This is a genomic window from Streptomyces sp. A0592, assembly GCF_004795115.1.
GTDB classification, from domain to species: domain Bacteria; phylum Actinomycetota; class Actinomycetes; order Streptomycetales; family Streptomycetaceae; genus Streptomyces; species Streptomyces erythrochromogenes.
In genome coordinates this window covers 492,648-511,684 of the sequence record NZ_SSBM01000001.1, presented here as the reverse complement: position 1 = coordinate 511,684, position 19,037 = coordinate 492,648, and the positions used below count along the sequence as shown (strand labels likewise).

At 74.2% G+C, this 19,037-nt stretch carries 15 protein-coding genes; 6 read left to right on the top strand and 9 right to left on the bottom strand.

Translation table 11 applies throughout. The features are described 5' to 3' along the window. Positions 1-219: 219 nt before the first annotated feature. Positions 220-1,182, bottom strand: a complete 963-nt coding sequence (locus tag E6U81_RS02400) for a TAXI family TRAP transporter solute-binding subunit (protein ID WP_240803573.1) — start codon at positions 1,180-1,182, stop codon at positions 220-222. Positions 1,183-1,778: 596 nt separating this feature from the next. Between E6U81_RS02400 and E6U81_RS40395 the strand changes: the two genes are divergently transcribed. From E6U81_RS40395 to E6U81_RS02385, 3 genes are all read left to right on the top strand, one after another. After that, a complete protein-coding gene (locus E6U81_RS40395) occupies positions 1,779-2,150 on the top strand; it encodes a PhzF family phenazine biosynthesis protein (protein ID WP_206309810.1) in 372 nt (123 codons plus the stop codon). Between the two features lie 251 nt (positions 2,151-2,401). Further along, positions 2,402-3,109 (top strand): tRNA-dependent cyclodipeptide synthase, encoded by a 708-nt coding sequence (locus E6U81_RS02390; protein WP_136228339.1) that lies wholly within the window; start codon positions 2,402-2,404, stop codon positions 3,107-3,109. Then, the gene (locus tag E6U81_RS02385) at positions 3,099-4,283 is read left to right on the top strand and encodes a cytochrome P450 (protein WP_136228338.1); all 1,185 of its coding nucleotides are present in this window, start codon (positions 3,099-3,101) and stop codon (positions 4,281-4,283) included. Before E6U81_RS02390 ends, E6U81_RS02385 begins: the two co-directional genes overlap by 11 nt. A gap of 191 nt (positions 4,284-4,474) precedes the next feature. On the opposite strand, the gene E6U81_RS02380 is transcribed toward E6U81_RS02385, so the two are convergent. Continuing rightward, positions 4,475-5,368 carry an alpha/beta hydrolase gene (locus E6U81_RS02380; protein WP_136228337.1) on the bottom strand — a complete coding sequence of 298 codons (894 nt, stop codon included), beginning with the start codon at positions 5,366-5,368 and terminating at the stop codon, positions 4,475-4,477. 92 nt (positions 5,369-5,460) lie between these two features. Between E6U81_RS02380 and E6U81_RS02375 the strand changes: the two genes are divergently transcribed. Next, positions 5,461-6,063 (top strand): sigma-70 family RNA polymerase sigma factor, encoded by a 603-nt coding sequence (locus E6U81_RS02375; RefSeq protein ID WP_240803571.1) that lies wholly within the window; start codon positions 5,461-5,463, stop codon positions 6,061-6,063. A gap of 68 nt (positions 6,064-6,131) precedes the next feature. Here the strand turns inward: E6U81_RS02375 and E6U81_RS02370 are convergent, their stop codons facing one another. Continuing rightward, the gene (locus E6U81_RS02370) at positions 6,132-7,022 is read right to left on the bottom strand and encodes an aminoglycoside phosphotransferase family protein (RefSeq protein ID WP_136228516.1); all 891 of its coding nucleotides are present in this window, start codon (positions 7,020-7,022) and stop codon (positions 6,132-6,134) included. 208 nt (positions 7,023-7,230) lie between these two features. Between E6U81_RS02370 and E6U81_RS02365 the strand changes: the two genes are divergently transcribed. Continuing rightward, positions 7,231-10,470 (top strand): amidohydrolase family protein, encoded by a 3,240-nt coding sequence (locus tag E6U81_RS02365; RefSeq protein ID WP_136228335.1) that lies wholly within the window; start codon positions 7,231-7,233, stop codon positions 10,468-10,470. 13 nt (positions 10,471-10,483) lie between these two features. Here E6U81_RS02365 and E6U81_RS02360 read toward each other — a convergent pair whose 3' ends face one another. From E6U81_RS02360 to E6U81_RS02340, 5 genes are all read right to left on the bottom strand, one after another. Next, entirely contained in the window at positions 10,484-10,882 is a 399-nt protein-coding gene (locus tag E6U81_RS02360) for a DUF4440 domain-containing protein (protein ID WP_136228334.1), read from the bottom strand. 131 nt (positions 10,883-11,013) lie between these two features. Beyond that, positions 11,014-11,808, bottom strand: a complete 795-nt coding sequence (locus E6U81_RS02355) for a class I SAM-dependent methyltransferase (RefSeq protein WP_136228333.1) — start codon at positions 11,806-11,808, stop codon at positions 11,014-11,016. A 61-nt stretch (positions 11,809-11,869) separates the two neighbouring features. Then, positions 11,870-12,394 carry a GNAT family N-acetyltransferase gene (locus E6U81_RS02350; protein ID WP_136228332.1) on the bottom strand — a complete coding sequence of 175 codons (525 nt, stop codon included), beginning with the start codon at positions 12,392-12,394 and terminating at the stop codon, positions 11,870-11,872. Positions 12,395-12,455: 61 nt separating this feature from the next. Continuing rightward, positions 12,456-13,685: a beta-lactamase family protein gene (locus tag E6U81_RS02345; protein WP_240803570.1), complete on the bottom strand. Its 1,230-nt coding sequence runs from the start codon at positions 13,683-13,685 to the stop codon at positions 12,456-12,458. Positions 13,686-13,934: 249 nt separating this feature from the next. Further along, positions 13,935-16,022 carry a SpoIIE family protein phosphatase gene (locus tag E6U81_RS02340; RefSeq protein ID WP_136228331.1) on the bottom strand — a complete coding sequence of 696 codons (2,088 nt, stop codon included), beginning with the start codon at positions 16,020-16,022 and terminating at the stop codon, positions 13,935-13,937. A 207-nt stretch (positions 16,023-16,229) separates the two neighbouring features. Here E6U81_RS02340 and E6U81_RS02335 point away from each other — a divergent pair, with 207 nt between their 5' ends. Further along, positions 16,230-16,850 carry an L-threonylcarbamoyladenylate synthase gene (locus E6U81_RS02335; protein ID WP_136228330.1) on the top strand — a complete coding sequence of 207 codons (621 nt, stop codon included), beginning with the start codon at positions 16,230-16,232 and terminating at the stop codon, positions 16,848-16,850. Positions 16,851-16,879: 29 nt separating this feature from the next. Here the strand turns inward: E6U81_RS02335 and E6U81_RS02330 are convergent, their stop codons facing one another. After that, the gene (locus E6U81_RS02330) at positions 16,880-19,033 is read right to left on the bottom strand and encodes a bifunctional serine/threonine-protein kinase/ABC transporter substrate-binding protein (protein WP_136228329.1); all 2,154 of its coding nucleotides are present in this window, start codon (positions 19,031-19,033) and stop codon (positions 16,880-16,882) included. Positions 19,034-19,037 lie beyond the last annotated feature (4 nt).

Here is a 19,037-nt window from a genome sequence, read left to right as displayed (position 1 = left end):
TGGGGAGATTCGCGTTGAGCGGGGTTCTGGGAAGAGGAGGGATGGGGGTGGTCTACTTCGGGCACGACGAATCGGGAGCACCGGTGGCCGTCAAGCTGATCGGCACATCGGTCGTTTCGGAGCCGGGCTACCGGCAGCGGTTCAAGCGCGAGGTGGAAGCGGCCCGCGCCGTGAGCGGTGCCGGGCGCCGCGACACGGTGAACCCTTCCGGTCACAGCACTAGCCGTAGACGGAGCGGTAGTACGCCGCCGCGCCCGGGTGGAGGGGGACCTGGCCGGTGGAGATGGCGAAGCGCGGCTCCAGGCGGGCGCCCGCCGTCACCTCCCGCAGGAGGTCGCGCCAGCGGTCGAAGACCACCCGCAGCAGGTCCCGTACCACTCCCTCCTGGACATCCGTGCGGGCCAGGAGGTAGTTGCCGACGCCGATGGTGCCCACCGGTTCCGTCAGGCCGTACACACCGGCCGGCAGGGTGACCGCCGTGTAGACGGGGGCGTAGCGCGCCCGCAGCGGGCCCACGTAGGCGTCCAGCGGCAGGAACCGCAGGGGCAGCTCGCGCGCCAGGGCGGCCAGGGCCGGTGTGGGCACGCCCCCGGACCAGAACAGCGCGTCGACCGTGCCCTCGCGCAGCGCCGTCACCGACGCGGCGAGGCCCAGCGGCCGCTCGTCGGCCGGTGCGGCGGCGCCGGCGGGTCCGGCCGCGCGCAGGACCCGCTGGGCGACCACCCGCACCCCCGAGCCCGTCGCACCTGCCGCGACCGGGCGGCCGGCGAGGTCCGCCACCGCGCGGACGGGCCCGTCCGCCGGGACGACGAGGTGCGTGTAGTTGACGTAGACGCGGGCCAGTGCCGTCACCGCGGCGGGCCTGGAGAAGGATTCGCGCCCCAGCACGGCGTCATCGGCGGCGTCCGCCATGGCCAGGGCCAGCTCCGCGGAGCCCTCGTCGAGGCTGCGCAGGTTGTTCACGCTCGCCGCGGTGCTCACGGGGATGATCTCCAGCGGCAGGTCGCTCGCGCCGACGGCGAGCGCGAGGGCCTTGCCGAAGGCGTTGTACGGTCCGCCCTCCGGGCCCGTCGCGAGGCGAAGCCGCCGTACGGGGCCGGAGCCCCCCGAGCATCCGCCGAGCGACCCCGCGGCGGCGGCGAGGCCGGCGCCCAGCACGGCGCGGCGCGACGGTCCGTTCAACGGCCGGCCTCCGGAGGTGTCGTCGGGCGGACGGGGTGGCCCACCATGATGCGCCATGCACGACCACCCGTGCGCGGGACCCTGGTGTCGGCCCATGCGTTTCCATCATGTCGACGTCTTCACCGACCGCCCGTACAGCGGCAACAGCCTCGCGGTGTTCCCCGACGCGGCCGGGCTCACCGGGGCCCAGATGCTGGCCGTCACCCGGGAGCTGCGGCACTTCGAATCCGTGTTCCTGATGCGCGACGAGACGGCGGAGCGCACGTGGCGGGCGCGCGTCTTCGACCTCGCCGGGGAACCGGACTTCGCCGGACACCCCCTCGTCGGCTCCGCCGCGGTCCTGCACGACCTGCACGGCGGCGCCGCCGGTCCCGGGGCCTGGACGTTGCGGCTGCCGGCCCGGACGGTGGAGGTCGCCACCCGGCGCCGCGGGCCGGGCCGGTACGCGAGCCTCCTCGACCAGGTCCCGCCGCGTTCCTCGGCCGCCCCGACCCGAGCGGTCCCGCGGCGCTGTTCGGCCTCGAACCGGGGGATCTGGACCCCGGCCTGCCTCCGGAGGTCCTCTCCACGGGCCTGCGCCACCTGGTGCTCCCGGTGTGGGGCGACGCGCTGGCCGTGCCCGCGTGGTCGCGCCGCTCGACGTGCCGCTGGCCCGCCTGGGCGCCCGGTTCGCGTACCTCCTGGACGCGGCAGCGGCGGAGGGGCGGCACTGGAGCAACGACGGGCTCGTCGAGGACGTCGCCACCGGCAGCGGTGCCGGCTGCGCCGCCGCGTACATGCGCCGGCACGGCCGTACCGGCGACGGCGAGCAGTGGGTCCTGCGGCAGGGGCGATTCGCGGGCCGTCCCAGCGCGATGACCGTCAGCGCCGCCGGCCGCGGCGCGGACGTCCGCTCCGTACGGGTCGGCGGCGAGGTCGCCTTCGTCGCCGAGGGGCGCCTCCGCGAGCTCCCGGCTCCTGGACGGTGACCCGCCGCCGCCGAGCCTGACCGTGAAGACCTGATGAACACTCACCGTACGTACAAGTGCCAGGTGGACGCCGCTGCGGTGCCCGTTCGGGCCGGGGAAAGATGCCCAGGTCAACTGGTCTGTCCGACAGATGAGTTACTACCCAGAAGACATGGAACGTCGCTCAGAGTTCGGGTACCTTCCATCACGTCGCCGCCACACCCGGGGCACAGGGCCCCACGGGACTTGCGGCGCAAAGGACCCGACCCCTGTTGACGACAGCAACCGAAGTCTTCACAGTCCGGCCATACACCCCGCACTGCCAGGTGATCAACGATGAAGGTGATCACGCCGTCATCGGCATCTCGCCGGGCAACAGCTATTTCTCGGCACAGCGTGTCCTCGACCTCGCCCAGTGGGGCATGCGCAACTTCGCGCAGGTCGACCTCATTTACACCGACATGCATGTCGCGGAGATGTACGAGGCCCTCGGATACGGCGAGGACGAAGCACGCCGCAAGGCGGTGAAGAACCTGCGCGGAGTCCGCGCCAAGGTCAACAACGCCGCCGCCGAAGCCGACCCCACCGGTGTCCGCCTCCGGGCCCGTCCGATGTCGTCCCTCACCGACATCCCGGCCTACCGGACCCTCCACAACCATCTCAACAACCTGCTCGACATCGACCCGGAGTTCCGCGAGACCTGCAACTCCCTTGTCGACGCGTTCCTTTCCTCGAAAGTGCTGAACGGGAAGGCTGCCACGACCCGTCAGCGCGAGGTCTGCCTGGAGTACGTCTGCGCCGAGGCGCCGCTGTTCCTGGACACGCCCGCCATCCTGGGCGTGCCGTCCTCCCTCAACTGCTACCACCAGCTCCTGCCCATGGCGGAACTGCTCTACTCGCGCGGCTCGGGGCTTCGCGCCTCACGCAACCAGGGCCACGCCATCATCACCCCCGCCGAAGGAGACTCCGATGCCCGCTGACACCCTCCTCGATTTTCCGTTCTCCGCACGCGGCGACCAACTTCCGCCCGAGGTCGAGCAGTTGCGCGACGAGCCGGTCAAGCGTGTCCGCACGATAGCCGGTGACGAGGCCTGGCTGGTCTCGTCCTATTCACTCTGCAAGCAGGTCCTCGAAGATCCGCGGTTCAGCCTGAAGGACACCTCGGCCCCCGGCGTGCCCCGGCAGTACGCGCTGACGATCCCGCCCGAGGTCGTCAACAACATGGGCAACATCACCGGCGCCGGCCTGCGCAAGGCCGTGCTCAAGGCGATCAACCCGAAGACCGGCGACCTGACCGGTTGGATGCGCGACCAGGCCAACAGCCTCGTCGACGGCCTGCTGCGCAGCGGTGCGCCGGTCGACCTGCGCGGCGCCTTCACCAACCCGTACGCGGAGAACCTCCACTGCCGCATCCTCGGCATCCCGGAGGCCGACGCCCCGCAGCTGGCCGCCAGCCTCGACATCGCGTTCATGAACTCGGCCTGCCCCGTCACGGGCGCCAAGCTCAACTGGGACCGCGACATGGCCTACATGGTGGAGCGGCTCGACGACCCGGCCACCGTCGGCCTGATGGCCGAACTCGCCGCGCTGCGCGAGGACCCCGACTACGCGCACCTGACGGACGAGATGCTGGCGGTCGTCGGCGTCACGCTGTTCGGCGCCGGCGTCATCTCGACCATGGGCTTCCTGACCATGGCGATCGTCTCGCTCCTGCAGAACCCCGAGGTGTGGGAGCAGCTGCGCAAGGCTCCGGAGAAGATCCCGGCCGCCGTGGACGAGCTCCTGCGCGTCAACCTGTCGATCGCCGACGGGCTGCCGCGGCTCGCGCTGGAGGACGTCACCCTCGGCGACGTCGAGGTCAAGAAGGGCGAGCTGCTGCTCGTCCTGGTCGAGGCCGCCAACACCGATCCGGCCGTGTACTCCGACCCGCACGTCTTCGACATCGACCGCGCGAACGCGGGTACGCACCTGTCGTTCGGCGGTGGGCCGCACTACTGCCCGGCCACCGCGCTCGGCAAGCGGCACACGGAGATCGCCATCGAGGTGCTGCTGGAGAAGATGCCCAACCTCCAGCTGGCCGTGCCCTTCGACCAGCTCGTCTGGCGCACCCGTTTCATGAAGCGCCTGCCGGAGCGGCTCCCCGTCCTCTGGTAGCGGCGCCGGCGCGCGGCGGCGCGCCCGCACCGTGACGGCGGCCCCGGCCGGGGGGAATCCGGCCGGGGCCGCCCCCCGTGCGCACGGGGGGCGTACGGGGTACGGGCGGGCGCGGAACGACCGGCGCGGGCGACCCGTGGTGGACGGCCGGTGGTGGACGGCCGGTGGTGGGCGGCCGGTGGTGGGCGGGGTCATCCCAGGAACGCCGCGGCGGCCGCCACGAACCGGTCGGCGTCGTCCAGCCAGGGGTAGTGGCCCGCTCCCCGCTGGACGACGAGCCTGGCGTCGGGGAACAGTTCCGCGCAGGCGGCGACCGACCCGGGCGGGCTGTTCAGGTCGAACTCCCCGGCGAGCAGGAGGACCGGGGCCCGCAGGGCGGCGAGACCCGCGCGGGTGGCTTCCGGGTCGAAGGCGCCCTCGGCCCCGAAGAGCGCGACGGCCTGCGGGTTGTCGGGGCTGCCCGCCGCGTGGTGGCGGCGCGCCTCGGCGTCCCAACGACCGTAGAGGAAGGGGCCGATGGCGTCGCGGTCGCCGCCGCTGCCCGCGATGAGCGCCTCCAGCGCGGCGAAGGCCGCCGGGAACCACGGTTCGTGCGCCCGCAGCCGGGCGAGTTCCCGCCGGGCGTCCCCCGTGATCACCGCGCCGACGGCCCGGGTCCCCGGGGTGATCAGGGCGAGCCTGCCGATGCGGTCCGGGTACCGGGCCGCGTACTGCATCGCCGCGTTCGCCCCGGCGGAGTGGCCGAGCAGGTCGATCCGGCCGAGGCCGAGATGCTCGCGCAGGGCCTCGATGTCGTCGACGAGACGGTCGCTGCGGTAGGACGAGGTGTCCTGCGGTACGGCGGAGCGGCCGGTGCCGCGCAGGTCCAGGACGATCAGGCGGCGGTGGGCGGACAGGCCGCCGAGGTCGCCGAGGTAGGTGGAGTCCGCGGGGCCGCCCGGGACGCAGACGAGCGGTTCACCGCTGCCGTGGGTGCGGTAGGCGAGGCGGGTTCCGTCCGGCGCGGTGAACACGGACTCGGTGGGGGAGGCGGACGCGGATGCGGAGACGGATGCGGATGCGGATGCGGATGCGGATGCGGTCATGCGGCGGATCCTGGCATTCATAACCAGGTTGTACAACCCGGTTATGACCGTCCTGCCGCGGGGTGTATAACCGAGTTGTGGAAGGAAACGGAGTGCGGCACGAGCCCGCCGGGGCGCTGACCGAGGAACAGGCGGCGCGGATGCTCGCCGGCATGAACGAGGTCATCCGTGCGGGCGAGGAGATGCGTCGGCTGCGCACCGAGATGATCAGGCTGTTCGCCGGTTTCGGCTGGACGCAGGAGAAGATCGCCCGGATCACGGAGATGAGCCAGCCCGCCGTCTCCAAGCAGATGACGCGGTTCGCGGCCGGCGATCCGCCTCCGCGACTGGGGCTCACTCTCGACCAGCACGACCCCGCGTGGCTCCAAGGGCGCCTGTGGGCGCTGGCGGAGGAGGTCGCCGAGGCCCTGGACGCCGCGCGCTGCGCACGCTTCGTCGGCGCCCTCGCCAAGGGACGCAAGCACTTCACTCCGGAGAGCACCGACGAGCTGCGGCGCCTCCTCGAAGCGGACCTGAGTCTCGGCGCCGACGAACTGCCCGCCGCCTTCAGGGCCGCGTACGACGAGATCAGCCGCGGCCTCGACACCGGCCCGAAGCCGGCCGCCGCCGGGCGCGCCCCGGACTCGGCCCCTGCGTCGGTCCGCCGGACCGTCGCCCGCCAGCTCCAGCGCGACCGCCTCAGGGGCGACACCTGAGGGCGAGCGGGCACCCCTCCCCCGCCTGGGGAGCAAGCGCGCCCCGCCCGTGCGCTCCCCACCGCCCGTCAGCGCTCCGCCAGCACCTCCCGGATCACGTGCCGGGCGTTGCGCGCCATCGTCGGATTCGTCGTGCGGTAGTAGGGAAGCGCGTTCACGGCCTGGGAGAGCGTCCGGCCTCGGCCGCGGATCCAGGTCGCGTCGTCCACGCCGAGCGCCTCGCGGAAGACCTCCCTCGCGCCGGCGGGCAGCAGGTTCCACGCCGGGAACAGGTCGCACGCCGGGTCCCCGACCCCCATGCACCCGAAGTCGATGACCGAGGTCAGTCGTCCGCCGTCCACCAGCACGTTGCCCGGCATCAGATCGCCGTGCAGCCACACCGGCGGCCCGTCCCACCCCGGGGCCCGCAGCGCTTCCTCCCACACGGCCGTCAGGGCATCGCAGTCGACGCCCTCCTCCGGAATCAGCCGCAGTTCCGCGATCGCCGCCCGGGTCGGCGCGTCCAGCGCGGCGACGGGCCCGCCACGGTGGGCCTGCGGCGCCCCCGGCAGGGCGACGCCCCGCATCGCCCCGACGAAGGCGGCCAGGTCCCGGGCCAGGCCCAGGGCCGCGGGCTCGCCCAGCGCGCCCGCCTCGGGGTTCGCGCCCGCCAGCCACCGGTAGACCGACCACCGCCACGGATACCCCTCGGCGGGTTCGCCGGCCCCCAGTACCTCCGGGACGGCCATCGGCAGCCGGGGGGCGAGGCGGGGCAGCCAGTCCCGTTCCAGCGCGATGTCCTCGGCACCGCCTGCGAGCAGGGGCAGCCGTACGACCTTGTCGTCCCCCAGCCGGAACATGGCGTTGACCGTGCCGCCGGAAGGGAACCTCTCCACGCGCATCCCCGCCCACTGCGGGAACTGCCCGGCGAGCAGCCGCCGTACGAGGCCCTCGTCCACGGGGTGCTGCCCGGGGTGCATCTCTCCTGTGATCACGACCGCCATCCGACCGCCGGGGACGGCCGCGGTCAAACGGTTTACCACGGCCGGTAGAGGCTTCCCGACCGCGCGCAGGGACATGACCGGCCCTGCCTCCGTTGCCCGGCCGGGGTCTTGATCGTTCGCTGGCTGACGGGCCGTCCTCGACGGTCGGCGGCAGGTACCCCTACGAGTGAGGCGAGTGGTCGGAATGCGAGTTGCCCGCAGGACCGTGCTCCGGGCGGCGTCGATGGGCGCCGCGGCGGCCCTGCTCGGGCGCTCCGCGGCGGACGCCCGCGCGGCCGCGGACGCGGCGGCGCCGGTCAGGCTCCGCTTCACCCGCTCCACCAACGGCGCCGCGACGGCCACGGCGGGCGGGGACCGGGTCGTCGCCGAGGTGCAGAACGTCCTGTGGTCGCTGCCCCCGGACGGTTCGCCCGCGACCGCGCTGACCCCGCCCGATCTGGAGCCCGGGCGGCCGGTCTTCTCCCCCGACGGCCGCCAGGTCGCGATGAGCGCCTACCGCGGCGGCACCTTCCACCTCTGGGTGATGAACGCGGACGGCTCCGGGCTGCGCCGGCTCACCGACGGCCCGTTCGACCACCGGGCACCCGCGTGGTCTCCCGACGGCCGTACCCTCGCCTGCTGTTCCGAGCGGGGCGGTGATCCGGTGGCGGGCAGCCCGTACCGGATCTGGACCGTCCCCGTCACCGGTGGCCGCCCGCGCCGGCTGACGGGCCTGCCCGGGCAGGACGGTCCGGGCCAGGACGGGGAGTGGGAGGACTTCGATCCGGCGTGGTCCCCGGACGGGTCCCGGGTCCTGTTCGTCCGGGCCACCCAGAACGGGGACGCGCTGACCGCCCGGACCATCGCCTCCGTGCCCGCGGACGCCGACGCCGACGCCGACGCGAACGCGGGCGCCGATACGGCCGCAGACGCCGGTGCCGGCACCGGCGCCCCCGGGCCGGTGCGGGTCGAGTACACCGTCACCGACGGACGGCTGATGACGCCCGCACTCTCTCCTGCGGGGCGCACCGCCTGGCTCTCCGCGGCCCCCGGTCCCCGCAAGGCCGAGAACCTCACCCTGTACGCCGACGGCCGTCTGGTCGCGCTCGACGGCGACCTCGCACCGGCTCCCCCGCGCTGGATCGGCGACGACCGCCTGCTGATCACCCTCGACGGCCGGTTCCGGATCATCCGCCCCCACCGGGACGGCGCCGGCCGCGAGGTCCCCCTCGACGCCACCCTCGAAGTGGCCCGGCCCCGCCACCGGGTCAAGGAGTACGCCCTGGAGGCCGAGCGGAGCCGCCCCGTCCGCGGCATCCACCTGCCGGCGGTGTCCCCGGACGGCCGCAGCGTGGCCTTCGCCGCGCTGAACGCGCTGTGGGTCGCCCCCGTCGCCGGCGGAGCACCGCGCAGGATCGTCCAGGCTCCCGTCACGGCGTACGTCCAGGGACCGGTGTGGACCCCGGACGGCCGGGCCCTCGTCTACACGGACGACCGCGACGGGCTGAACACCGTGCGCCGCCGCGAGCTCGACGGCGGCCGGGAGAGCGTGCTCGCGCCGGGCGGGCGCGTCTACGGGGTGCTGTCCCCGGACGGCGGACGGCTCGCCGCCCTCGACCTCGCCGGGCGGCTGGTCGTACGCGACCTCGCGGCCGGGACGGAGACCCCGCTGGTGGCCGCCCTGGGCGGCGGCGGGCTTCCCGGCCCGCCCAGCTGGTCGCCTGACGGCCGGTACGTGGCGCTGTGCGACCGCAACCGGCTCAGCCGGCGCTTCCGCGAGGGCTACAACCTGATCAGGATCGTCGACACCGCGACCGGCGCCGCCCGCCTCCACGCGCTCGCCCCGCACGCCTCGCTGGCGGACCGCTACGCCTCCGGCCCCGCCTGGTCGCCCGACGGCCGCTTCCTCGCCTGCGTCAGCGAGTCGGCCCTGTGGCTGCTGCCCGTCGGTCCCGACGGCACGCCCGCGGGGCCGGCCCGCCGCCTGACCGACGAGCCCGCCGACCACCCGTCGTGGTCCGGGGACTCCCGCACCCTGCTCTACCAGTCCTGCGCCCGGCTGCGCCTGCTCGCCCTCGACGGCTCCGGTGCGCCCGTCGCGGCTGCCCGTACCGTGCCCGTCTCCCTCACCCACCGCCGCCCCGCACCCGTGGACACCGTCGTGCACGCGGGACTGCTGTGGGACGCCACCGGCTCTCCGCCCCGGGCCGACGTGGACGTCCTGGTCAGCGGCGGCCGGATCACCGCCGTCGAGCCGCACCGGCCGGGCCGCCGGGCGGCCCGCACCGTCGATGCCTCCGGCGGCACGGTCCTGCCCGGCCTGTGGGACTCCCACGTCCATCCGTACCCGTACACCTACGGGGCGCGGCAGGGCGCGCTGCACCTCGCCTACGGCGTCACCACGGCGGTTTCGCTGGGCGGTTCGGCCTACGAGCAGGCCCGGCTGCGCGAGGACATCCGCGCCGGGCGGCTCGCCGCGCCCCGGCTGCTGGCCGGCGGCGAGCTCCTCGACGGGTCCCGGGTCGCCTACAGCATGGGGCGCGCCCACCGCACCCGTGCGGGACTCGCCCGCTCACTGGCTCGGGCCGAGGCCCTGGACTGGGATTTCGTCAAGACGTACGTACGTGCCCCCTACGAGCTGATGGCCGACGCGGCCCGCTTCGCGCACGAACGGCTCGGCGTCAGGGCCGGTTCCCACCTGTGCGCCCCCGGCATCCAGTCGGGCCAGGACCTGACCACCCACCTGGTGGCGACCGAGCGCGCCGAGTACGGGCACGGGGCGACCCCGCGGGGGCACACGTACCAGGACACGGTGGAGGTGTACGCGCGCGGCGGTTTCGATCTCATCGCCACCCCGTTCACCGCCCTGCCCCTGCTGGGCGCCGATCCGTCCCTGGCCGCCGACGCCCGTGTGACGGAGCTGATGCCGCCCTGGGACGTGGAGGCCGTCCGGGCCGCGGCCGCGCATCCGCCGAGCGCGGAGCAGAGCGCCGTGCTGGAGCGGGAGGTGGGCGTCTACCGGCGCGTCGTGGAGCAGGGCGGGCGCCTCGCGCTGGGCACCGACGCGCCGCTCACCCCGGTCGGGCTGCACCTCCACCTGTCGCTGCGCGCGCTGCACCGGTACGGCATGTCACCGGCGCAGGCGCTGACCACGGTGACCGTGGCGCCGGCCCGGGTCTTCGGCGTCGCGGACCGGCTCGGCACGGTCGAACCGGGCCGGATCGCCGATCTCACCCTGGTCGACGGCGATCCCTTCGCCGACTTCGCGGACCTGGTCCGGGTACGCGCGACCCTCCGGGGCGGTGTCCTGCACGAACGCCCTGCACTGGAGCGGGCGTTCACCCGCTCCGCCGCGCCGCCGGCCGCCTCCCCCGAGGCCTGGCGGGGAGTGCTGCACCAGATGCTCAGGGACGGCTGCTGCGGCGACCGGGAGGACGGTTTCTAGCGGACGGCTCCGGTCAGGGCCGGTCGTACCAGGAGAACGCCGCGATCCGCCAGCCCTGCGGGGTGCGGACGAACTGGATGGTCTTGGTGCCGCCGCCCTCGAACGGTTCGCCGTCCAGGACCCCCGACTTGCGGTACTCGCCGAAGCGCGACGCGATGTCGCCGGCGATCTCGGTCCGTTCGGACGTCTCCCACTCGGCGAACTCCACCAGCCGGCCGCCGGCCAGCAGCTCCTGGCGGGGCTCGATGAACTCGTCCACGGTGTAGGCCGTGAACCGCGGGCCGGTCATGACGATGACCGCGCCGGGGAGTGCGAGCCGGCGGATCCGGGCCACGTCGGCGGCCTTGCCGCCCCGGTTGTCGAAGGAGCCGAAGAACTCGGCGGTCACCATGTCGATCTCGGCTTTGGACATGGACGCGACACTAATTCGCCGGGCCCGCCCCCGCAATCGCCTGCGGCCTGTCGGTACGAAGACCCCGTGGGCGGGGCTTGCGCGGTTCCGGGAGCGGGCATGCGGGACCGCGCGCAACGTGGAGCGGACGGTCAGGCCGCGATCGCCGTGGTGACCACCAGGGGCGGCTTGGCCCGCTCCGCCGACCACGGGCGTGCGGCGACGAGGTCCGGGTCGGCGACGGTGAGCGCCTCCTCCACCGTCGGCCGGTGCTGGCCGGTGTCGCGGAAGCCGGCGCGCTCCAGCAGCTCCGGGTAGAGGCGCACGGGCCACGCGTGGTTGCGCATCTCCTGCCAGGTTCCGTCGGTGCGCCGCAGCCGTACCGTCACCGCGTCGCCCGGCGCGTACACCTCGCCCGGCTCGCCGATCCGCACCGAGGCGTACTCGGTGCCGCTGCAGGCGGGATCGGTGGCCAGCAGTACGAACGGGGCGGCCGGCCGCAGGAGCCGGCGGATCTCGCCGAACACGCCGAGCAGGGCCTCCTCGGTGGGCAGGGAGGCCAGTACGTGGTTGCACATCACCGCGTCCGCGCAGCCGTCCGGCAGGCCCGTCACGCGCCCGTTCTCGACCAGGTGGAAGCCCGCGACCGCGGTCGCCGAGGTGCGGGCCAGCTCCAGCATCTGCGGGGAGGTGTCGGCGCCCAGCACCCGGGCCCCCAGCACGCGGGCCGCGTGATCGGCCACCTTGCCCGGGCCGCACCCGTAGTCCACCAGGAGCCGGCCTGCGCCGATGCGGCCGGCCAGGGCCCGCAGGACGAACGGGTAGCCGAGGAGCCAGTCCGTGGCCCCCTCGACCGCCGCGAAGGCCTGCGCCCCTTCGTGTCCCGACCAGGCGGTGCCCTCCGGGGCGCCGCCGCCCGTTCCGGATCCCTGCGACCAGTCGCTCACAGCCCCACTATCGGCCCGCCGCCGCCGTACGGCACCCGCACGACACGCCTGCGGGTGATCGTCAGAGGGTGATCCAGTAGCGCCGCTTGGGTCCGATCAGGGTCTCGCGTACGTCCTCCAGTACGCCGCCGCAGCGCTCGATGGTGCGGACGGAGCCTTCGTTGCCGGGGTCGCAGGTGAGCAGGACCCGGTCCATGCCGAGGACGCGGGCCTCGTGCAGGACTGCGGACAGGGCCCAGCCGGCCAGGCCCCGCCTGCGGGCCGAGGGCCGGATGCCGTAGCCGATGTGGCCGCCGGCGTCGAGGAGGAAGCCGTTGAGGTAGTGGCGCAGGTCGATGGAGCCCAGGTAGGTGTCGCCCTCGGTGATCCACCAGTACGTCGCGTGGACGCGGCCGTGGTCGACCGGAAGCGAGCGGTCGGCGTACCGGCGCAGCTTGCGCGTCCAGGCGGCGAAGCCCTCCGGGCTGTCGACGTCGTCGTCCGAGTCGAGCCCCGCGCCGTCCATGTGGGCGTCGGGCCCCCATTCCTCCTGTGCGGCGGTCCAGGATCCGTGCAGGTGGGGGCTGGGGGCGATGAGCTCGGGCATGCCTGGGACCCTAACAGTCGGATCATCCGACCCGTTCCGGCCCGGTGGGGGCCCGGGTCCGTCAGCCGGACTTCGGCTCGGACGGCTTGTGGCCGGGGTAGACGTTGTCGGGGCTGACGATGCCGGTGATCGCCTCGCCGAAGAGCGTGCTGGGTTCCTGGCCGTCGTGCAGGATGTCGGTGTTGAGGATGACGACCATGGTCGCCTGCGCCTGCGGCAGGTAGACGCCGAGGCTCTCGTAGCCCGGGAGCGAGCCGTTGTGGCCGATCCAGCCCTGGACGTCGAAGAGTCCCAGGCCGTAGCCGGCGCCGGGGATGCCCACGGAGGTGGTCTTCAGGCGCTGGGCCTGCGTCTCGGGCGTCAGGAGGGTGCCGGTGGCGAGGATGCGGGCCCAGCTCCGCAGGTTCTGGAGGTCGGAGATCATCGCCCCGGCCGCCCAGGCCCAGGACGGGTCCCAGTCGGTCGACACCTCGACCTTCCCGGACGCGGTCTGGTCGGTGTAGCCCTGCGCGTGCGGTGCGGGGAACTCGGACCCGGTCGGGAAGAAGGTGCGGCGCAGTCCCGCCGCCGCCACGACGTCCTTGTCGATGACCTCGGCGAGCGGCCGGCCGGTGATCTTCTCGATCACCAGGCCGAGCAGGATCAGGTTGGTGTTGGAGTACTGGAACTTCGCGTCCGGGGCGAACTGCACCGGGTGCTTGAAGGAGTAGTCGAGCAACTCCTGCGGCGTGAAGGGACGGTCGGGGTTCGTGGTGAACGCCTTGTCGAAGGCCGGGTCCTCGCTGTAGTTGAACAGGCCGCTGCGCATGCCGGCCAGTTCGCGCAGGGTGATGAGGTCGCCGTTGGGCACCCCGGAGACGTAGTCGCCGATGGGGTCGTCGAGGCCGATCCTGCCCTGGTCGACGAGCTGGAGGAGGGCGGTGACCGTGAACGTCTTGGTCTGGCTGCCGATACGGGTGTTGAAGTCGGTCCGCATGGGCGCGCCGGTCGCCTTGTCGGCCACGCCGAAAGCCTTCACGTAGCTGCCCTTGCCGGGTGCCCACAGCCCCACGATCACACCGGGCACCTGGGCCTCGCGCATGACCTGCCGTACGGCCGCGTCGAGTTGGAGGGCGACGGCCGGGGTGAGCTGTTTGAACTCCCCGCCCGTGTCCGGGGAGGGCGTGGCGGTAGCGGATGGTCCGGGGGTGGGCGCCCCGTACGCGGGGGCCATGACGGCCCCGGTGAGGAGCAGGCCCGCCGCGGCGGTGGCCGCGCAGGCCCGGCGAAGCCGTAGGTGCGTCGTTTTCACCAATGCCTCCTGCGGTACGAGGACCCGGGCACGGCATACACGGTCAGGCTAGGCCCGTACCGCCGCTCCCGCGAGGCGAGCGGCCCTGGGTCGTCTCTTTCGGATCTTGTCGGTCGGGCCCGCGTCGTCCGGTGCCGTGGCCGGCAAGGCGGAGGGGCGCCCGTGTACTGGACGTACTCGGGCGGTCCGACAACGCGGCCGGGTGCGGTGCCGGGCGGCGCGGGCCCGGCAAGATCCGGAAGAGACGGCCTAGCCCAGTGCCCGGGCGCGGGCGATGACCAGGGCGACGTCGTCGTGGTCATCGTGGCGGCGCAGGGAGTCCAGGAGCCGGTCGCAGGTCTCCTCCAGGGGGCGTCCGGTGTCGGCGAGCAGGTCCAGGAGGAGGTCGAGCCGTTCGTCGATGGGCTGGTCGCGGGTCTCCACCAGGCCGTCGGTGTAGAGGACCAGTTGGTCGCCGGGCGCCATGGCGACGGTGGTGGCCTCGAAGGGGATGCCGCCCACGCCGAGCGGCGCTCCGGTGGGCAGGTCGAGCAGCCGGGGCGCCTGGCCCGCGCGGATGAGTACGGGAGGGAGGTGCCCGGCGACGGCGATGCGGCACTGCGCGCGGTGCGGGTCGTGGACGACGTAGACGCAGGTCGCGATGGTCTCCTCGAGGGCGGCCGTGGTGCGGTCGAGCTGCTGGAGCACCTGCGGCGGGTCGAGGGCGAGTTCGGCGAGGGTGCGGGTCGCGGTGCGCAACTGGCCCATGCTGGCGGCGGCGTTGATACCGCTGCCCATGACGTCTCCGATGACGAGGACGGTGGTGTCCTCCGGTCCCGCGATGGCGTCGAACCAGTCACCGCCGATCTCGCTGCTGGCCGCGGCGGGCCGGTAGCGCGAGGCGACCTCCAGGCCGGGCGTGGGCGGCGGGTGGTGGGGCAGGAGGTGGTGCTGGAGCGCGAGGGCGGTGTGGTGGGCGTTGCGGTACCAGCGGGCGTTGTCGATGCACACGGCGGCGCGCGCGGCCAGTTCACCGGCCAGCACGATGTCGTCGTCGTTGAACGGGAGCGGGTTGCGGGTGCGTTTGAGGTCGAGGGCGCCGAGGACCTCGCCCCGCGCGATCAGCGGCACGGCCAGGTAGGAGCGCAGTCCGGCCCGGGTCAGCAGGGAGGCGGCGTTGCTGTCGCGGGCGATCCGGGAGATGTCCCTGGCCTGGACGTGGGCGACGAGGACCGGGTGGCCGGTCGTCACGGACTGGGTGACCAGCCGGTCTGCGGCGTAGCGGGCGATGTCCCCCGGGGGGTCCGCGGCGCGGACGGCCTCGCTCGGGTAGGCGGCCGCGACGGCGAGGGCGCGGAACACCGCGGGCTCGTGGGCCGAGGACCTGAGCGTGGGCCGGCCTTCGAGGACCGAGTCGAGGATGTCGACGGCGGCGATGTCGGCGAGCTCGGGCACGACGACGTCCGCGAGCTCGCGCGCGGTCTGGTCGAGGTCCAGCGTGGTGCCGATGCGGACGGTGGCGTCCGCGATCAGGGCGAGGCGGCGGCGGCTGCGGGCGATTTCGAGGGCCGCCTGGTGACTCTGGGTGACGTCCACCACGGAGGTGGCCAGTCCCAGGACCCGCCCGGTGGCGTCCTCCAGCCGGTAGTAGGACACCGACCAGGCGTGTTCCGCGCGGTGCCCGCCGTGGGTGCGGCCGGCCGTGAACTGCTCCAGCAGCGGCGTGCCGGTGGCCAGGACCTGGCGCATCGCCGACTCCGCTGCCTCCGTGTCGTCGAGGAAGGACAGGGCCTCCCGTACGCCCCGGCCGATGTGCTCGGAGGCGGGCAGCCCGTTGATCCGCTCCAGCGTGGGGTTGACCAGGACGTAGCGCAGCTCGGTGTCCAGGACCGCGAGCCCGATCGGGGACTGGGCCACCAGGCGGGCGGACAGGGCGAGGTCCCGCTCCAGCTGCCGCAGTGTCGTGCGGTCGGTCGCGATGCCCAGGGCGTACAGGTCGCCGCGCTCGTCCTGCAGCCGCATGTTGCGGAACTCCACCAGGCGCGTGGTGCCGTCCTTGTGCCGTACCGGGAAGGCGCCCGCCCAGTCGCCGGCGCCGCCCATGACCCGCGCGAACAGCTCCGTCACCAGCCCCACGTGCTGCGTGTCGGCCAGCAGCCGCGCGGCGGGCTGGCCCAGCGCCTCGGCCGCCGACCAGCCGAACAGCTGCTCGGCCTGGGGGCTCCACAGGGCGACCCGGCCTTCGGCGTCGAGGACGACGGCCGCCACGTTCAGGACGTCGAGCAGCCCGCTCGGCGGGGCGAGCCCGGCCGCTGCCGGCCGTCTCCCGCCGGCTTCCGACCCGTCGATCGCACCCATCGGCGATGCTCCCTTCCGGCACCGTCGGCCCGGCGGCCACCCGCCGCGGCCCGCCCCGGCCCTGTTCGGGGCGGTCCGGGGCGCACGGTTACCTCTCATCGTCCCCCCGAAACCGCCGGGAAGCGTCCGGAGCGGCCCTCACCGGCCCCGGCCACCGGCCCCCGGGAGCTGTCGGAGGCGGCGGCCCCGACCGCGTAGGCTCGGCGGATGGCGAAATACTTCGACGTGCACCCCGAGAACCCCCAGCGGCGCACCATCGACAACGTGGTCGACATGATCCGCTCGGGCAAGCTCGTCGCGTACCCGACGGACTCCTGCTTCGCGCTGGGATGCCAGCTGGGCAACCGGGACGGCATCAACCGGATCCGCTCGATCCGCAACCTGGACGACCGTCACCACTTCACCCTGGTGTGCCAGAACTTCGCCCAGCTGGGGCAGTTCGTGCAGATCGACAACAACGTGTTCCGGGCCATCAAGGCGGCCACGCCCGGCAGTTACACCTTCATCCTCCCGGCGACCTCGGAGGTGCCGCGCCAGCTGCTGCACCCGAAGAAGAAGACCGTCGGGGTCCGGATCCCCGACCACGTGGTCACCCAGGCCCTGCTCGCCGAGCTCGGCGAGCCGCTGCTGTCCAGTACGCTGCTGCTGCCGGACGAGGCGGAGCCGCTGACGCAGGGCTGGGAGATCAAGGAGCGGCTCGACCACGAGGTGGACGCCGTACTGGATTCGGGTGACTGCGGCACCGAGCCGACGACGGTCATCGACTTCTCCTCCGGTGACGCCGAGATCGTCCGCCGGGGTGCCGGGGACACCTCACGCTTCGAGTAGCCCGCCCGGCCGGGCCGTCCGGCGGCCGCTCAGGGGTCGGTACGCACGTCCGTGTACCGGCCCAGGTACCGGAAACCGCCCGCTTCGGCCCGGTAGAGGTGGGCGAGGGAGTCGCCGGTCAGGGCGCGCGTCCCGGGGTCGAAGCCGACCGTCTTGGCGAGGCCCTCGTACGTCGTACGGAAGATCCGGCGGGACAGGCCCGCCCGGTCGCGTCCCTCCCCTTCCAGCCCGGTCAGGGCGGCGGCCACCAGCCCCACCGCGTCGTACGCCTCGGTGGCCCAGCGGGCGGGCGGTTCGCCGTGGGCGCTCCGGTGGGCCGCGACGAACTCGGCGGCGGCGGGCACGGCCAGGGGGTCGGTGTACAGGCTGCTGAACACCCAGCCCTCGCCGGCCGGGCCGGCCGCGGTGAGGAAGGCCGGCTCCATGGCGTGCTGGAGGCCCATGCGCGGGCCTCGGAAGCCGGCGTCGGTCAGGGCGCGGGCCAGTTCGGCCGCGCGCTCGGGCGAGGTGCCGGCGTAGACGACGCCCTCGGCGCCGTCCCCGGTCAGTGCGCGTACGGCGCCCGCGAAGTCGGAACCGCCCTCGGGGATGCGGTGGACGCTCACGGTGCCCTGCGCCGGTGGGCTCTGCTGGAGCACCCTGGTGACCTGCCAGGCGGGTGATCCGTTCGCCGCGTCCTCGACGACCGCCGTGCGACGTGAGATCCGCACCTTGGACAGGTAGTGCAGGATCGGGAGGCCGAGGCCCTCGTCGCTCGGGCGGGTGACGCACGCGGTGCGCCACAGCGTCGTGGTGTTCTCGGGGCTGTTCACGGACACCAGCACCAGGGCGAGGTCCGCCGCGAGGCAGGCGCCGGCCAGCTCCGGGAGGGCCGCGTCCCAGGTGGGGCCGGTCACGGCGAGTACGGCGGGGTCGGCGAGCAGTTCCTTGCCGGCCCGCGCGGCGCGCTGCGGGTCACCGCCGTCGTCGGCGACGCGCAGGGCGAGGCGGAAGGCGGCGTCCGCCCGGGCGTTGTGCCGGTCCACCGCCAGTCGCATGCCCCGTTCGTGGGCCTGGCCGGTCGTCCGGCCGGGTCCGGTCAGGTCGGCCTGCAGGCCGAGGGTCAGGAGCGGGAGGTTCCGGTCGGGGTCGGCGGGCGGGGTCCTGCGGCGGCCCGACCCCTGGGTGGTGAACCAGGCGATGGGTGCGGCGGCGGCGACCAGGGCTCCGCCGGCGGCGAGCAACCGTCTGCGGCTGAGCTGCCGGGCGGGGGCGGGGGCGTCGATACGGGTGGGTTCGGGGGCGGGCAGGTCCAGTGCCCGGGTGGAGCGTTCGGCGATGATCCGGGGCAGCGGGGCGGGCAGCCAGTCGGCGGCCGCCGCCGGGCCCGCGCTGCCCGGGTCGGCTCCGAGGAGGGTGGTGAGCTCCCCGAGCGTGGGCCGCTCCGCCGGTTCCTTCAGCAGGCATCGGCCGACCGCCTCCCGCAACTCCCCCGGCACCGAACCGAGTTCCGGCTCCTCGTGGACGGTGCGGAAGACCACGGCGGCGGCGTGCCCGCCGCCGAACGGGCCGGTCCCGGCCGCCGCGTACGCCAGGACGCAGCCGAGGGAGAACACGTCGCTCGCCGGTCCCGCGACGGGGCCTGCGGCACGGGCCAGCTCCGGAGCCAGATAGCCGGGGGTGCCGACGACCGCGTCCACGGCCGTGAGGGTGGTCGCCCCGGCCGCCCGCGCGATTCCGAAGTCGATCAGGCGGGGCCCGTCCGGGGCCAGCAGGACGTTGCCCGGCTTGACGTCGCGGTGAATCAGCCCGGCCGCGTGCACCTCGGCCAGGGCCTCGGCGAGGCGTGCGCCCAGGATCCGTACGGTCCTGGCGGGCAGCGGCCCGTACCCGCCGACCGCCTCGGCCAGCGAGGGGCCGGGGACGAACGGGGTGGCCAGCCAGGGTTCGCGGGCCTCGGGGTCGGCGGCGACCACCGGCACGACCCAGCGCCCGGTCAGCCCGCCGGCGGCCTGCGCCTCGCGGCGGAACCGTTCCCGGAAGGCGGGGTCCGCGGCGTGGTCGGCGCGGATCACCTTGACGGCGACCAGCACACCCTCGGGGGACCGGCCCAGGTAGACCGTGCCCATGCCGCCCGAGCCGAGGCGGCCCAGCAGCCGGTTCCCGCCGATCGCGGCCGGATCGGCGGGCAGCAGGGGGCGCATCGCG

Bases quoted from the DNA above. Each gene is read 5' to 3' on its own strand.
- E6U81_RS02385 (WP_136228338.1), top strand. From the start codon at position 3,099: ATGCCCGCTGACACCCTCCTCGATTTTCCGTTCTCCGCACGCGGCGAC.
- E6U81_RS02380 (WP_136228337.1), bottom strand. From the start codon at position 5,368: ATGACCGCATCCGCATCCGCATCCGCATCCGCATCCGTCTCCGCATCC.
- E6U81_RS02370 (WP_136228516.1), bottom strand. From the start codon at position 7,022: ATGCACCCCGGGCAGCACCCCGTGGACGAGGGCCTCGTACGGCGGCTG.
- E6U81_RS02365 (WP_136228335.1), top strand. From the start codon at position 7,231: ATGCGAGTTGCCCGCAGGACCGTGCTCCGGGCGGCGTCGATGGGCGCC.
- E6U81_RS02360 (WP_136228334.1), bottom strand. From the start codon at position 10,882: ATGTCCAAAGCCGAGATCGACATGGTGACCGCCGAGTTCTTCGGCTCC.
- E6U81_RS02350 (WP_136228332.1), bottom strand. From the start codon at position 12,394: ATGCCCGAGCTCATCGCCCCCAGCCCCCACCTGCACGGATCCTGGACC.
- E6U81_RS02340 (WP_136228331.1), bottom strand. From the start codon at position 16,022: ATGGGTGCGATCGACGGGTCGGAAGCCGGCGGGAGACGGCCGGCAGCG.
- E6U81_RS02335 (WP_136228330.1), top strand. From the start codon at position 16,230: ATGGCGAAATACTTCGACGTGCACCCCGAGAACCCCCAGCGGCGCACC.
- E6U81_RS02330 (WP_136228329.1), bottom strand. From the start codon at position 19,033: ATGCGCCCCCTGCTGCCCGCCGATCCGGCCGCGATCGGCGGGAACCGG.